This window comes from Sphingobium sp. WTD-1 (assembly GCF_030128825.1).
Classification (GTDB): Bacteria; Pseudomonadota; Alphaproteobacteria; order Sphingomonadales; family Sphingomonadaceae; genus Sphingobium.
The window spans coordinates 3,338,150-3,352,946 of sequence record NZ_CP119127.1; the positions used below are offsets into that span (position 1 = coordinate 3,338,150).

Here is a 14,797-nt window from a genome sequence, read left to right on the forward strand (position 1 = left end):
GATGGCAAGCACGCCCTGGCATCGTGACGTCCCGACCCCAGCCCTGACCCGGCCGGGCGTCGCCGCCATCAAGAAGACCGAAAGCGCCCGGCTGATCCTGGTCGCCCAGATCTTCTATTTCATCTTCCTGATGCTGGTCTTCATCGGCCAGCAGCCCTTCGCCTCGCGCACCCAGGACGAACTGGTCGCCATGGCGCAGGAAAATAACGGCTCAGACCTGTTCAAGCAGGCGCTGTTCATCGGCTTTGCCCTGCTGCTGACGGGCGTCCAGCTGATCCGCCGCTATCCCCCGCGCTATCGCTTCACGCTCTGGCCACTGGCGCTCATGCTGGGCTGGTTCTTCCTCACCTGTAGTTGGGGCGTCGATCCGTTCGTGTCCTTCAAGCGGGCGATGCAGCAGCTGATCGTGATCTACATCACCTTCAGCGCGCTCAGCCTGATCGGCCCCGAAAGACTGCTCCAGGCACTGCGCTATGCCCTCATCCTGTCCCTCATCATCTGCTGGGTCTCGCTGCCCTTGACCTCGGCGGCGGTCCATCCGCCGACCGAGAGCGACAAGGCACTGATCGGCGCCTGGCGCGGCTTCTTCTTCCACAAGAATATTGCCGGCGCGGTCATGGCGCTCACCTTCATGGTCGCGGCCAATGCCTGGGTCGATACTAAGAAATGGTATTATGCCCTCTTCTCGGTGATGGCCTTCGTCTTCGTGATCGGCACCAAGAGCAAGACCTCGCTCGCCTTGTCCTTCGCCATCCTGGGCGTCTGCGCCGTCTATCGGGCACTGAGCGATTCCACTCAGAAACGCGCGATCCTTCTCATCATGGTCGCGCTCGGCATGGTCGGAGTGCTGTGGCTCTATGTCGCCTTCCAGCCGGTGGTGGAGCGGATCTTCGCCGACCCCACCTCCTTCACCGGCCGCGTGTCCATCTGGGAAGTCGACCTCGCCTATCTTAAGGACCACCCCTTCCTCGGCGCGGGTTTCGGCGGCTTCTGGCAGGTCGGCGATCGCAGCCCCTCGCTCGATTATCTCAACCAGGCGTTCCAGACGCTGACCGCCCATTCGCATAATGGCTATCTGGAAATTCTGGTGACGACCGGGCCGCTGGGCCTCGTCATGCTGCTGCTTACCTTCCTGGCGCTGCCCGCCATCTGGTTCCTGACCGGAGCGACGCCGCAGAACCGGTCGATCATGGTGCCCTGCTTCGCGATCTGGGTCTTCGTCCTCTACCAAAATCTGCTCGAAACCTCGTTCTTCGACAAGGATCGGCAGGTCTGGGTGATCTTCCTGGCGGCCATCGCTGCCGCCCACGCCACCTACAAGGCGCGTCCGCTGCCGCAGTGGCGCCGCCGCTTTCTCGCCCGCCCGGAGGCTTCCCATGGCTAATGTCGTCATCTGCATCGCGACCTGCAATCGCCCTCAGGGGCTGCGTCGCACGCTTGCCTCGCTCGCCGCGCTCGAAACCCGCCACCGGATCAATGTGCTGGTCGCCGACAATGACGCCAGGGAGCAGCACGGGCTGGCCGTGGTGGAGGCCCTGGCGACATCGGGCTATCGCTGGCCGATCGAGGCGCTGCTGGTGCGGGAACGGGGCATCCCCCTGGTCCGCAATGCGCTGGTCGAGGCTGCTCTCGCCCGGCCTGGCGTCACCCATGTGGCGATGATGGACGATGACGAGGCGGCATGCCCTGGCTGGATCGACGCGCTGGTGACGGCGGCCGATCGCTGGGACGCCGATGTCGTGGGCGGCGCGGTGCTGCGCGAGATGGACAGCCCGCTGCCCGCCTGGGCCTCGCGCCATCCACTGCTCCAGCCCAAGCGACGCGACAAGTCCGGCCCGGTATCGCTGGTCGACAGCACCGCCAATGTGCTGATGTCCGCCAACGCATTGCGCCGCATCGGCGCCCGCCCGTTCGACGAGCGCATGGCGCTGACCGGCGGGTCGGACAAGCAGCTCTTCACCCGGATGCAGCGCGCAGGCTTCCGCTTCGCCTGGTCGGAAGAAGCGCTGGTCACCGAACTCATCCCGGCCAGTCGCGTCACCGCCAAATGGCTGCTGATGCGCGGTTATCGCGTCGGCATGACCGACATGATCGTCGCCCGCACCCATGGCGGCGCCCTTCGTGCGGCGCTGAGCGAAAGCCCCCGCATCGCGGTCGGCGTCCTGGTCGGCGCGGTCGGCCCCCTCACCACATTGGACCGCGGCAAGCGGGTGGAGCGCCTCGGCAAGCTCTATCGCGCTGCGGGGAAGATCGCCGGCCTCACCGGCATCCATTATGAAGAATATCGAAAGGTCCATGGCGCATGACCAGCATCCCCTTTTTCTCCGTCGTCATCCCGCTCTACAACCGCGCCGACGTGGTCGCCGACACGATCCGGTCGGTACTGGCGCAGGACTGGACCGATTTCGAGATCGTCGTCGTCGATGATGGCTCGCATGACAATCCCGGCCCGGTAATCGAGGCGATCGGCGACCCGCGCCTGCGTTACATCCGCCAGGACAATGCCGGCGGCGGCGCGGCGCGCAATCGGGGCATTCTCGCCGCAGAGGGGCGCTACATCGCCTTCCTCGATTCCGACGATCTGTTCCTGCCCGGCAAGCTGTCGACCATGGCGGAAGCATTGGCTGGCGACGGCGGCCGCACGGTTCTTTATTCGCGGATGAAAGTTGATCGAGGCGTCGATCGCTACTGGATCCGCCCCGACCGCGGCATTCGGGAAGATGAGGATGTCGGCGAATATCTCTTCTGCGCCAATCAGTTCATGCAGACCTCGACGATGGTCGTGCCGACCCGGATGGCCCAGCAGGTGCTGTTCGACCCCGCGCTCAAGAAGGGGCAGGATCTCGACTTCTGCGTCCGGCTTCAGGGCGCCGGCGCGCGCTTCCGGATGATCGAACGCCCACTCACCATCTGGCTCGACGCGACCGAGGTCGGCCGCACCTCCTATGTGCGCGGCTATGAAACCTCGCTCGACTGGCTCGACCGCTGCGGCCATATGCTGACCAACCGGGCGCGGCGTGGCTATCGCGCCACGGTGCTTGCCTATCATATGGCGCCGATCCGCCCGGTCGCTGCGATCCGTGACCTCGCCATCGGCCTGACCGCGGGCGGCGTTCCGCCACGGGTGATCGCGCGCCAGCTGCTGCGCTCCTACATGCCCAAGTCGCTCTATCGCTCGCTCGTCAACGGCTTCGTCCTGCGCTTCGGCAAGGCCGACGCCCTCAGTAGCGGCGCCCGTTCGTGATGGCGGCCTGGCAACCTCCGTCCGCGCTGCAGGAACAGGCGGCCTCGCCGCTCTTTTCCGTGGTCATCCCGACCTATCAGCGCCGCGACAAGGTGGTCGACGCGGTGCTGTCCGCGCTCGACCAGACGATTGCGCTGATCGAGGTGATCGTCGTGATCGACGGATCGACCGACGACACCGAACAGGTGCTGGCCGGGATCGCAGATCCGCGCCTGCGCGTCATCGTCCAGCCCAATCGCGGTGCATCGGCGGCGCGCAACACCGGGATCGCGCAGGCGCGCGGGCGCTATATCGCCTTCCTTGACTGCGACGACCGTTTCCTGCCCCATCATCTCGCCGACCTGCTGCCCCTGCTCCAACAGGACGAGAATGTGGTCGCCTATGGCCAGGTGCTGGTCGATCGCGGCCAGGGCCGCAATTTCCTGAAGCCCCCGCGCGCGATCGCGACCGGCGAGACGATCGACCGCTATCTCATGTGCGATCGGGGTTTCATCCAGACCAGCAGCTTGGCGCTCAGTCGCGGCCTCGCCAACAAGGTCCGCTATCGCGAGGATGTGAAGTTCGGCGACGATACCGACTTTGCCGTGCGTCTGGCGCTGGCCGGCGGCCAGTTCCAGATGACCGCGCGGCCCGGCACGATCTGGGCCGATCGCGATGCCGAACATCGGCTGTCGGCGGTGCGCGGCAGTGTTGGCAGCCTCATCTGGCTGCGCGACCTGCGCCCCCATATCTCGGCCCGCGCCTTTTCCGCCTATATGGGCTGGCATGCGGCCAAGAGCATCTGGCCGACCAGTCGGTTTCAGGCGATGCGCTATTATGTCGGCGCCGTGCTGCGCGGCGCCTTCGGCCCGCGGCTGGCCGCGACCGTGCTGATGCAGATCATCCTGCCCGACCCGGTCTATCGCCGGATTTCCGACCGATGGATCGACATGGCCCAGATGGTGGGCGGGAGGCCGCGCCTGTGAAGCGTCGCGAATTTCTGGCCGGTGGCATGGCGCTGGCGGCGACGCTGCCCGCTGGCGTGGCGGCCGCCGCCATGCCGGCCGGCCTCGCCACCCATGCCCGTGCCAAGGGCCGCTATTTCGGCGCGGCGGTCAAGTCGCGCCAGTTGCGAGAGGATGCCGGCTTCACCCAGGCGGTGGCGCAGGAATGCAATATCCTGGTGCAGGAATATGAACTGAAGCGCGGCACGACCGAGCCCAAGCCGGGCCAATATGATTTCAGCGGCGCCGACCAGATCATCGATTTCGCTCAGAAGCATGACATGCGCGCGCGCGGCCATGCCCTGGTCTGGTATGCCGCCCAGCCCAAATGGCTGGAACCCGCACTGCAGGCCGCCAGCGATCGCGGCCGCCAGAAACTGATGACCAGCTATATCACCACGGCCATGCCCCGCTATGCCGGCCGCATCCAGGAATGGGATGTAGTGAACGAGGCGCTGGAGCCCAATGACGGCCGCGCCGACGGGATGCGCGCCGACAGCATGTGGATGCAGGCGCTGGGCGAACATTATATCGATATCGCCTTCCACACCGCGCGCGAGACCGATCCCAGGGCGACCCTGTTCCTGACCGATTATGGCATCGAACATGACTCGCCCCGCTGCGAACGGCGCCGGACCGCGATGCTGAAGCTGCTCGACCGGCTGAAGGCGCGTGACGTCCCGATCGACGCGATCGGCATCCAGGGCCATCTCAAACCCTATAAGGAAGGGTTCAACGAGCGCCGCTTCGCCGATTTCCTCGATCAGCTGCGCGGCTATGGCCTGAAGCTGGAGATTACCGAGTTCGACATTGCCGACATTGGCGGCCCGCCCAACCCGGCCAAGCGTGACAGCGAAGTTGCCAGTGTCGGCCGGGCCTTCATCGATGTCGCGCTGGACAATCCGGCGATGCAGGCCGTGCTCTGCTGGGGCCTGTCGGACCGCTATTCCTGGTTGTCCAACTACAAGGATTATAAATGGCCCGACGGCCAGTTGTCGCGCGGATTGCCGCTCGACGGTTCCCTGCGCCGCAAGCCGCTGTGGGACGCCATCGCCGCCGCTTTCGACGACGCGCCGCCGGCCGGGAGACATGCCGCATGAGAATTTCCTCGCTCACGGGCCTGCGCGGCATCGCCGCCGTTTCGGTCCTGCTCTACCATATTCCCCATGCGCCGGCCTTTCAGGCCTTCGCGATCCCGCTTTTCTCGCGCGCCTATCTGGCGGTCGATCTTTTCTTCATTCTCAGCGGCTTCGTCATTTCCTACGGCTATTATGACCGGCTGATGCACAATCTGGGACGGTCCAGTTACATGGACTTCCTGATCAATCGCACCGCCCGCGTCTGGCCGCTGCACCTGATCGTGACGCTGGTGTTCATGGCCCGTATCCTGGTCAATGTGTCGGGGACGCAGGCGATCCCGCTCGACCTGCCCAATATCCTGACCAACCTGCTGATGATCCAGAGCTGGGGGTGGGGCACCCAGCCGATCGCCGGCAACAGCTGGTCGGTCAGTACGGAGGTTGCCGCCTATCTCCTTTATCCGCTGATCGCGATCATGGCCTTTTCCCGCTGGGCCTGGGCGCAACTGGCGCTGTGCGTCGCCATTTTGGTGCTGGTCGCCAGCTCCGGCCGCGGCGCCAGTGGCCCCTTGGATGTCAACGATTATGACACAGTGCTGACGCTGCTGCGCTGCCTTGCCGGCTTTGCGCTGGGCGTCCTGACCTATCGCATCCGCGACATGGCGCTGACCCGCAGCCTGCTCGATGGCCCCGGTCGATTTGCCGCCATATGTGTCATCATCGCTGTCGTCCTGATGCTGCCCCGAGCCGCCGACGTGCTGGTCGTATGCCTGATGCCCGCGCTGGTCCTCACCTGCTATTATGACGGCGCCGCCGCCCGCGCGGTGATGGCCAATCCGGTCAGTTATCATCTGGGCCTGATCAGCTACTCCATCTACCTCTGGCATCCGCTGATGCGCGACATCATGGCCCGCGTCATGGGCATCGCCCATCGTAACGGCTTTGTCGGCCATGACTGGGTCTTCATCGCCGCCATGCTGATGGCCACCTGGCTGCTCTGCTGGGCTAGCTATCGCCTGATCGAGGTGCCGGGCCACAAGATCATCAAATGGCTGCAACGCGGAGGACGCGCCCGCCCGGCTCCGGTCAAGGTCGCTGCCTGATGCCCCTCGCCCCGACCATCTGGATCGCGATCCCTACCTTCCGCCGGCCGGGGCAGTTGCGCCACCTGCTCGAAAGCCTCGCCGCCGTCGTTCCGCATGACGATGTCCAACTGCTGGTCGCCGACAACGACCCCGTCGGGCAGGAAGGCGCGCTGGTTGCGCACGAGATGCAGGATGACCCCGATTATCCGCTGCCCATCCGTGTCCTGCATGTGCCGGAGCCGGGCCTTTGCTCGGTCCGCAACGCAATCGTCGCCACCGCACTGGCGGCTCCGGCATTGCAGTATCTGGCGATGATCGATGATGATGAATGGCCGCAGCCCGGCTGGCTCGACGCGCTGCTGGCCTGTCGCGACATGTGCGGCGCCGATGTGATCGGTGGCCCGGTCGATGCCCATTTCCTGCGGCCGCCGCCGCGCTGGGCGCGCGAGGCGCTGGTGTTCCGTGCCGAGGACCGACCTTCGGGCGCCACCGATATGCTATGGGCCAGCAACAATCTGCTGCTCAGCCGCGCGGCGCTGGAGCGGCTGCCCGCCCCCTGGTTCGATCCGCATTTCAACCGCAGCGGCGGCGAGGATCTGGATTATCTGACGCGCCTGCGCGATGCCGGCATCGGTTTCGGCTGGGCCGCAGATGCGCGCGTCAGCGAATGGGTGCCGCCCGAACGGGTCCGGCTCGGCTGGATACTGTCCCGCATGTGGCGGATCGGCTTTACCGAGACGCTGACCCGCCGAAAGCATCGGCCCGGCGTCGTCGGCACTCTCACCCTGTTCGGCCGGACGCTGGCGGTGTTCGCGATGCGCACCGCCGGCCTCCTCGCCCTGTTGCTGCCCGGCGCGCGACGGGTCGACATCGCCGGGCAGTGGATCAAATGCTGGGGCCGCCTCTATGCCCTGACGGGCCGTGGCAGCCGAACCTATTATGGCGCGGAATAGACCTTGAAGCTGCGGATGGTCATGTCGCCGCTGCCATCGTCATAGGCCCCCGTCGTCTTCACCGCGACATTCATCAGCGGATAGAAGCGGAAGCCCTTGAACGGGTTGACCGACTGATAGGTTTCCTTGCCGTCGACGAACCAGGTGATGTAGTCACGCTGGATATCGACCGCGAACTTGTGGAAGTCCTGCGAATAGCCCGACAGGCCATAGGCCTGCTCAGTCTGGATGACGATGCCGCGCTGGTCATAGCGGGTGCTGTTGGCACCGACATGGATCGTCTGGCCGACATGACGGTCGAAATCCCAGTAGCTCTGATAGCCAAAGCCTTCATAGACATCGATTTCCGGCGGCCAGCCGCTGGTCGAGATCAGCCAGAAAGCGGGCCAGGAACCGCGCCGATTGGGCATCTTGGCTTCCCACTCATATTGGCCATAGCCGATCTGCGAGGCGAGGAAGTTGCGGCCGTCCAGGATCGACGCACCATAATTATAGGTCACGCCCTCATAGCTGATCGGCGTCTTGAGCACCTGGCTGTGCAGCACCAGGCCCTTGTTGCTCCAATAGACCGGCCCTTCGATCCCCGGATAGGTGGTGGTGTCGACATAGAGGCCGGTCTCGCCATTGCCGGTCTGCGCCCGGCCATGCGACAGGGTCGTGGCCCAGCGGTCCCAGCCGCCGTCGACCGACCGCTTGTGCGTGTCCTTGAGCAGTTCGAACTGCAGCGTGCCCGAGGCCGCGAAGGTCCGCGCTTCGCGGAAGGTGCCGGTCGCCTTCTCGGTAGCCGCGACATAGGCCTTGGCCGTGACGGTTGCCGTCGACTGCCCCTGCAATGCGCCCCAGGGCGCCTCACGCAGCTTCACGCTGAACTGCTGGCCTTCGGTTGCGCTGATGACCGGCACTTCCACCGTCTGTTCCAGCGGATCGCCCGGCCGGAAGATGACGACGGTGTCGACCGTCTTGTAATTGGTGCCGGACGTCGCCTTGAGCGTGCCGGTGCCGTTCACCGTGGTGATCCGCGCGATCACCGTGTTGGGCGTCGCCCGATCGAGATAGACCGGGACATAGGCGGTGCTGCTGCCCGGCGTGTAGGTGGCGTTGCCGATCCAGAGCGTCGCCTTGCCCGGCAATACCGTGCCATTGGCGAAGTCGAAGTCGGCAAAGCTGTTGCTGCTGCTGGTCGTCGCCGTGCTGGTCGTCGTCGCACTGCTCGCACTGCTGCTGGAGATGGTGACCGTGCCGCTATCGGCCGTGCTGGTCGATGAGTTGCTGGTCGTACTGGTTCCGCCCGACAGGATCGTGGCGGCGCCTGCCGCGAAGACAGACGTGATGATCGCTCCGGCTCCGATCATGGAGCCGGCTGATTTGCTGCGCATAATGCAACCCCCGTTTTGGTGTCCCTAAAGGGTCCGCTACGAGAGTTAACAATTGCTTCCGGGCAAGCTCGCCTCGTCGCAAATCAGCCGTTTTTGCGACGAGGCGAGGAACTTTTACTCCGCAGCCGCAACCAGTATTTCAGGCTCCGGCGCCATGCCACGGCCAACGCTGTCATAGATAAATCCAGCCGCTTCAGCGACTTTTGGCCGATAGATGTTGCGCAGGTCGACCAGGCCGTTGCCAGCCATCACGCCGCGCAGGCGTGACAGGTCGAGCGCGCGCAGCGCATCCCATTCGGTGACCAGCACGACGGCCGAGGCTCCCTGCGCCGCGGCATAGGGATCGTGGAAGAAGTCGACATTCTGCAGCAGCGGCTGGGCGGCCTCGATCCCTTCCGGGTCGAAGGCGCGGATCTGCGCGCCACCATCCTGCAGTGCCTGGATGATCGACAGCGACGGCGCATCGCGCATATCGTCGGTATTGGGCTTGAAGGTCAGGCCCAGCACCGCGACCGTCTTGCCCCGCACCGATCCGTTGCACACGCCGATCACCTTGCGCGCCATGGCCCGCTTGCGGCTCTCGTTGATCGCGACGGTGGTTTCGATCAAGCGAATGGGCGCGCCTGCATCCTCGGCCGTCTTGACCAGCGCCAGCGTGTCCTTGGGGAAGCAGGAGCCACCATAGCCAGGGCCGGCATGAAGGAATTTTGAACCGATCCGGTTATCGAGACCAATACCGCGCGCTACCTGCTGCACGTCCGCACCGACCCGTTCGCACAGTTCGGCCATCTCGTTGATATAGGTGATCTTCATCGCCAGGAAAGCGTTGGCGGCATATTTGATCAGTTCGCTGGTGCGCCGACCGGTGAACAGCAGCGGCGCCTGGTTGAGATAGAGCGGGCGATAAACCTCTTCCATCACCGGGCGTGCGCGTTCGTCCTCGATGCCGACGACGATGCGATCCGGGCGCTTGAAATCCTCGATCGCGGCACCTTCGCGCAGAAACTCGGGATTGGAGGCGACCGCGAACTGGGCATCGGGATTGGTTTCCCGAATGATCCGCTCGACCTCGTCGCCGGTGCCGACCGGCACGGTCGACTTCGTGACCACAACGGTGAATCCCTTGAGCGCCCCGGCAATCTCGCGCGCGGCATCGTAGACATAGCTGAGGTCGGCATGGCCATCACCCCGACGCGCCGGCGTACCGACCGCAATGAAGACGACATCGGCGTCCGCCACGGACGTTGCCAGATCTGTGGTGAAGCTCAACCGGCCGGCCTTCACGTTGCGCGCGATCAGATCGGCCAGACCAGGTTCGTAGATCGGCACACCACCAGCACATAATTTGGCGATCTTGCGTTCATCCTTGTCCACACAGATGATTTCGTGCCCGAAATCCGCGAGGCAGGCGCCCGATACCAGACCAACATAACCAGATCCGGTCATCACGATCCGCATGACAATACTCCTTGTCCAATAAGCATAGCCGTTCGGCAATCCGTCCAGGAGCGGGTCTTCCATCTGCACGAGGCACGACAAAGCGCTCCGGAAAAGCCGGATGCACATATTTCTCGCCCTGACAAAAATCGAAGCCCCAGCCGCCCGGCCAATTACCGTGTCAGTGGAACCAGCCACCTGTTGACGCGATGCAGCATAAGCCGGGTCATGAAGTTGTTGCAACGCAACTGGGCGCTGCGTCAGCACATGTGGACGTAGGCCGAATGGAAAATGCGCCGAACTGTCGGACCCTAGCCCCCTTAACCGGGTAAACGGATCAATCTTCGACGATGCGCATCAATTTGCGTTCAACCGGCGCCAAGATGCCCTGCAATTCCTGTCCGCGCTTGAGCACATGGCCCGTTTCGCCCACCAGCGCCCACATGCCCTGGCGGTTACGCAACGCCGGCCGCTTCTCGATCCGATATTCAGGACGCTCGGCAGAACGCCGGAAAGCAGAGAAAATTGCGGCCTCACGTCCCAGGTCCATGGCATAGTCGCGCCAGTGTCCGGCGGCGACCATGCGGCCATAGAGATCCATGATCCGCTGCAATTCCAGGCGATCGAACCCGACCTGCCCCTGTTGCTGGCCGTTGGGTGCTGGGAACGGCGTCACATTGGACATCAGGCCCGGCCACGCTCCTTGAACAGGGCGACGTCATCGGCAGGCAGTTCAGGCACCTGCTTCTGCGCCAGCAACTCGGCCAGCCGCTTCTGCAACTGCTCCACTTCGCACTGCAGCAATTCCAGCTTCTGCTTTTCGGGATCGAAGCAATCAGAGCAGGGCGTACCATAAGGCAAGAAGTCACGCTGATAGGCGGTGACATCGACCAGCATCGCGCGCGCGGGAATGCCGACCATGGTCGCGGCCTCCGCCACATCCTTGGTCACGACCGCATTGGCGCCAACACGGGCGCGGGCGCCCACGCGAACCGGCCCCAGCACCTGCGCGCCCGATCCCACGATCACGCCATTTTCCAGCGTCGGGTGGCGCTTGCCAGCGATGCCGTTGGCGGGGTCAGTCCCGCCCAGCGTCACATTCTGATAAAGGGTGACGTCATCACCAATCTCCGCCGTCTCGCCGATCACGGTGAAACCATGGTCGATGAAGAAGCGCTTGCCGATCTTCGCTCCCGGATGAATGTCATTGCCGGTCAGGAAGCGCGACAGATGATTGACCGCCCGCGCCAGGAAATAGAGCCGCGCCCGATAGAGACGATGCGCCACGCGATGGAAGGCCAGCGACCAGATACCGGGATAAAGCAGGATTTCCGCCCGCGATCGCGGTGCCGGGTCGCGCGACTTGACCGAATCCAGATAGGCGATGAGATTACGCAGCATCGAAACGTCCCTGAACGGACCCGCCCTGCTGGCGCGCCCCTTTACCCTGTTGCCAGCAACATAGAGATTAAGCGGCAATTTTTCCAGAGCGCGCCCTAATTCGCCTTCCCGGCCCAAAACAGAAACTTGCTTGGCGCCTCAAGATATACCAATCATTGAGGTAGACAATTAGAACGAAGGTGCTTGGATGATCGACACATTTATCGCCCATTTTGGCGAAATACTGCCCTTCATCCTGATCGGCTTCGGCGCGCAGATTATCGATGGCGCCCTCGGCATGGCCTATGGCGTGATTTCCAGCACCCTGTTGCTGGCCATGGGCGTGCCGCCCAGCCGCGCGTCCGCCAGCGTCCATGCCGCCGAAACCTTCACCACCGGTGTGTCCGCGATCAGCCATATCCTGCACCGCAATGTCGACTGGGGCCTGTTCGCCCGGCTCGTCATTCCCGGCGTGATCGGCGGCGTGGCCGGCGCCTATCTGCTGTCCAATATCGACGGCGCGATCATCAAGCCCTTCGTCCAATTCTATCTGGCAGCGATCGGCATCTACCTGATCTGGCGCGGCTTCCATTTCCCCCCGCACAGCAAGAGCCCCAAATGGGTTGCACCGCTGGGTCTGGTCGGCGGCTTCATGGACGCATCGGGCGGCGGCGGCTGGGGCCCGGTCGTGACATCCAACCTGCTGATCCAGGGATCGAGCCCGCGCCACACCATCGGCACGGTCAACAGCGTCGAATTCATCCTAACCCTGTCGATCAGCCTGACTTTCCTGTTCCATCTGGGCTGGGAAAGCTTCACCACCTACACGATCGGCCTGTTGATCGGCGGCGTCGTGGCAGCCCCCTTCGGCGCCATGCTGGCCCGCCATGTCGCGCCAAAAGTGCTGTTCGTGGCCGTCGGCATCATCCTGACCCTGACGTCGGCCTTCGGCATCGCCAAATATCTTGGTTATATCGGATAATTCGCTTATATTCGGATTTCTAATTCAGGAATCCGATAAATGTCGAACTACATGCCCACGCTCAAGCAGCTGCAATATCTGGTTGCGCTGAAGGAACATGGCCATTTCGGCAAGGCGGCCGACAGCTGCTATGTGACCCAGTCGACCCTGTCGGCCGGCATCCGCGAACTGGAGTCCCTGATCGGCGTCACGCTGGTCGAGCGGACCCGGCGCGTCGTGCGCTTCACGGCGCTGGGCGATCGCATCGTCGAAAAGGCGCACCGCGTCCTGCGCGAGGCGGAGGAGCTTGCCGCGATCGCCGAGGCGTCAGGCAAGCCGCTGACCGGCGAATTGCGGATGAGCGTCATCCCGACGATCGCGCCCTTCCTGCTACCCCGTCTGCTTCCCCGCCTGCGCGCCGACCGGCCGGAACTCAAACTCTATCTGCGCGAGGAAACGACCCAGGCGGCGATCGATTCGCTGCGCCATGGCAATGTCGACTGCGTGCTGATGGCGCTCCCCTATCCCACTGGCGAACTGGACAGCGAGATATTGTTCCAGGATCCGCTCTATGTCGCCTTCCCGCGCGACGATCCGACCAATCCGCCGGACTGGATTAAGCCGGACATGATCGACGAGAACAAGCTGCTGCTGCTGGAGGACGGGCATTGTCTGAAGGACCATGCGCTCGCCGCCTGCAATCGCCCCGACCTGCGCGCCAGCGCGACGATGATGGGCACCTCGCTCCACACGCTTATCCAGATGGTCGACAATGGCCTGGGCGTCACCATGCTGCCGGAAATGGCGCTGGCCGGCGGCATATTGGAACATACCAATATCACCGCGCGCCCGCTGCAGTCCGATCATGCCTGGCGCGATATTGCCCTGGTCTGGCGCAAGAACAGCCCCCGCGAAAAGGAATTCCATCTGCTCGCCGAGATATTGCGCGACGCAGCGGACCATCCCGCGATCCGCGCCAACGCCGCCTGATCGATCAGCGATCCCAGCCCTGCGCCTTGGCCTCATCCTCGGCGCGGGGCGCGACCCAGGCGCCTGCGCCATCGGCATAATGCGCCTTTTTCCAGAAGGGCGCGCGCGATTTCAGCCAGTCGATCAGGAAGGCACAGCTATCTAGCGCCGCCGCGCGATGCCGTGATGCCGTGCCGACGAACACGATCCGCTCGCCCGGCAGCAACCGACCATGGCGATGGATGATCGACAGCCCCAGCAGCGGCCAGCGCGCCATCGCCTCATCCGCGATCCGTTCGGCCTGGCGCTGCGTCATCGCCGGATAATGTTCCAGTTCCAGCGCCACCAGCCCCTCTTCGCCGCGGACCATACCGGTGAAACTGGCCACCCCGCCGCCGCCCAGCGCTTCGAGCGCGGCAAGCTCGGCCGAAATATCGAAATCATCCGCCTGGATGGCGACCCGTTTCATCCACCCGTAACCGGCGGAAACAGTGCCAGTTCCCGCGCCGTGCCGATTGCCTGATCGAAACCGACAAATTGCTGGTCCAGCGCCGCACGCAACCGATCGGGATCGGCCAGCGCCTCGGCATAGCCCCCACCCTGTGCCGCCAGTCGCGCCACCAGTTCCGCTATGGTCTCATCCGGCGAAGCCAGTTCGACCCGCTCCTCATCGCGACCAATGGCTTCGCGCACCCAGGCAAAATAGACGAGGGTCACAGCGGTCATCAGGATCAGTCCATATGCTTGATGCCGACGCGCAGATAATCCCAGCCGGTAATCAGCGTCAGGATGGCCGCGGCCCACAGGGTCAGGATGCCAACGCTCTGCACGAAGGGGAATTGCGGCACGGCGCCGGCCAGGATCAGGGCGCCCAGCGCGATCAACTGGAACGTCGTCTTCCATTTGGCCAGGCGCGACACCGGGACCGACACCTGAAGGCCGGCCAGAAATTCCCGCAGCCCTGACACGGCGATCTCGCGCAGCAGGATGATCATCGCGGCTGCGATATGGATGCCGGCGATGTCGCGCGTTGCAGCAAGCATCAGGATGACCGCGCCGACCATGATCTTGTCCGCGATCGGATCCAAGAACACGCCCAGCTTCGACACGGCGCCCTGCGCACGGGCCAGGTAGCCGTCGAAATAGTCGGTGATGCCCATCAGGCAGTAGAGACCGAAGGCCAGGCCATAGCCCGTGGTCCAGCGCGCGCCCATCTCGCCGGGCCACAACAGGGCCACCAGCAAGGGCACGGTGATGATGCGCGAAAGCGTCAGCAAATTGGGCAGCGTCAGCATCAGGGCGACCTGCCACAGTCCCGCATCGGGCACAA

Annotated in this window: 16 protein-coding genes; 9 read left to right on the top strand and 7 right to left on the bottom strand. The window is 64.1% G+C overall.

What is annotated here, in order from left to right; translation table 11 throughout:
- The first annotated feature begins 1 nt into the window (after position 1).
- Genes N6H05_RS16550 through N6H05_RS16580 form a run of 7 tightly spaced genes read left to right on the top strand, consistent with a single transcriptional unit; the run spans position 2 to position 7,344 of the window.
- Positions 2-1,384 (top strand): O-antigen ligase family protein, encoded by a 1,383-nt coding sequence (locus tag N6H05_RS16550; RefSeq protein WP_284110645.1) that lies wholly within the window; start codon positions 2-4, stop codon positions 1,382-1,384.
- Positions 1,377-2,306 (top strand): glycosyltransferase family 2 protein, encoded by a 930-nt coding sequence (locus N6H05_RS16555; RefSeq protein ID WP_284110646.1) that lies wholly within the window; start codon positions 1,377-1,379, stop codon positions 2,304-2,306. Before N6H05_RS16550 ends, N6H05_RS16555 begins: the two co-directional genes overlap by 8 nt.
- Positions 2,303-3,244 carry a glycosyltransferase family 2 protein gene (locus tag N6H05_RS16560; RefSeq protein ID WP_284110647.1) on the top strand — a complete coding sequence of 314 codons (942 nt, stop codon included), beginning with the start codon at positions 2,303-2,305 and terminating at the stop codon, positions 3,242-3,244. Before N6H05_RS16555 ends, N6H05_RS16560 begins: the two co-directional genes overlap by 4 nt.
- Positions 3,244-4,209 (top strand): glycosyltransferase family 2 protein, encoded by a 966-nt coding sequence (locus N6H05_RS16565; RefSeq protein ID WP_004212417.1) that lies wholly within the window; start codon positions 3,244-3,246, stop codon positions 4,207-4,209. The genes N6H05_RS16560 and N6H05_RS16565 overlap by 1 nt, the downstream gene beginning before the upstream one ends.
- A complete protein-coding gene (locus tag N6H05_RS16570; RefSeq protein WP_284110649.1) occupies positions 4,206-5,327 on the top strand; it encodes an endo-1,4-beta-xylanase in 1,122 nt (373 codons plus the stop codon). Before N6H05_RS16565 ends, N6H05_RS16570 begins: the two co-directional genes overlap by 4 nt.
- Complete coding sequence (locus N6H05_RS16575; protein ID WP_284110651.1) at positions 5,324-6,409, top strand: acyltransferase family protein; 1,086 nt, start codon at positions 5,324-5,326, stop codon at positions 6,407-6,409. Before N6H05_RS16570 ends, N6H05_RS16575 begins: the two co-directional genes overlap by 4 nt.
- Positions 6,409-7,344 (top strand): glycosyltransferase family 2 protein, encoded by a 936-nt coding sequence (locus N6H05_RS16580; protein WP_284110652.1) that lies wholly within the window; start codon positions 6,409-6,411, stop codon positions 7,342-7,344. Before N6H05_RS16575 ends, N6H05_RS16580 begins: the two co-directional genes overlap by 1 nt.
- Here the strand turns inward: N6H05_RS16580 and N6H05_RS16585 are convergent.
- The 4 genes from N6H05_RS16585 to epsC form a co-directional block, all read right to left on the bottom strand.
- Positions 7,329-8,696, bottom strand: coding sequence for a family 16 glycosylhydrolase (locus N6H05_RS16585; RefSeq protein ID WP_502958938.1), 1,368 nt, complete (start codon positions 8,694-8,696; stop codon positions 7,329-7,331). The genes N6H05_RS16580 and N6H05_RS16585 overlap by 16 nt on opposite strands.
- A gap of 138 nt (positions 8,697-8,834) precedes the next feature.
- Entirely contained in the window at positions 8,835-10,178 is a 1,344-nt protein-coding gene (locus tag N6H05_RS16590) for a UDP-glucose dehydrogenase family protein (protein ID WP_284110653.1), read from the bottom strand.
- 316 nt (positions 10,179-10,494) lie between these two features.
- Positions 10,495-10,842: a DUF2794 domain-containing protein gene (locus N6H05_RS16595; RefSeq protein WP_284110655.1), complete on the bottom strand. Its 348-nt coding sequence runs from the start codon at positions 10,840-10,842 to the stop codon at positions 10,495-10,497.
- Positions 10,842-11,558 carry a serine O-acetyltransferase EpsC gene (gene epsC / locus N6H05_RS16600; protein ID WP_010339066.1) on the bottom strand — a complete coding sequence of 239 codons (717 nt, stop codon included), beginning with the start codon at positions 11,556-11,558 and terminating at the stop codon, positions 10,842-10,844. Before epsC ends, N6H05_RS16595 begins: the two co-directional genes overlap by 1 nt.
- A gap of 187 nt (positions 11,559-11,745) precedes the next feature.
- On the opposite strand from epsC, the gene N6H05_RS16605 reads away from it, so the two are divergent.
- Positions 11,746-12,519 carry a sulfite exporter TauE/SafE family protein gene (locus N6H05_RS16605; RefSeq protein ID WP_004212403.1) on the top strand — a complete coding sequence of 258 codons (774 nt, stop codon included), beginning with the start codon at positions 11,746-11,748 and terminating at the stop codon, positions 12,517-12,519.
- A gap of 39 nt (positions 12,520-12,558) precedes the next feature.
- Positions 12,559-13,488 carry a hydrogen peroxide-inducible genes activator gene (locus N6H05_RS16610; protein WP_004212401.1) on the top strand — a complete coding sequence of 310 codons (930 nt, stop codon included), beginning with the start codon at positions 12,559-12,561 and terminating at the stop codon, positions 13,486-13,488.
- 4 nt (positions 13,489-13,492) lie between these two features.
- Here N6H05_RS16610 and N6H05_RS16615 read toward each other — a convergent pair whose 3' ends face one another.
- From N6H05_RS16615 to pgsA, 3 genes are read right to left on the bottom strand one after another with little or no spacing between them, the layout of a single operon-like run.
- The gene (locus tag N6H05_RS16615; RefSeq protein ID WP_284110657.1) at positions 13,493-13,936 is read right to left on the bottom strand and encodes a molybdenum cofactor biosynthesis protein MoaE; all 444 of its coding nucleotides are present in this window, start codon (positions 13,934-13,936) and stop codon (positions 13,493-13,495) included.
- Positions 13,933-14,193, bottom strand: a complete 261-nt coding sequence (gene moaD, locus N6H05_RS16620) for a molybdopterin converting factor subunit 1 (RefSeq protein WP_284110658.1) — start codon at positions 14,191-14,193, stop codon at positions 13,933-13,935. The genes N6H05_RS16615 and moaD overlap by 4 nt, the downstream gene beginning before the upstream one ends.
- A gap of 5 nt (positions 14,194-14,198) precedes the next feature.
- Positions 14,199-14,762, bottom strand: coding sequence for a CDP-diacylglycerol--glycerol-3-phosphate 3-phosphatidyltransferase (gene pgsA / locus N6H05_RS16625; protein WP_004212395.1), 564 nt, complete (start codon positions 14,760-14,762; stop codon positions 14,199-14,201).
- Positions 14,763-14,797: the final 35 nt, after the last annotated feature.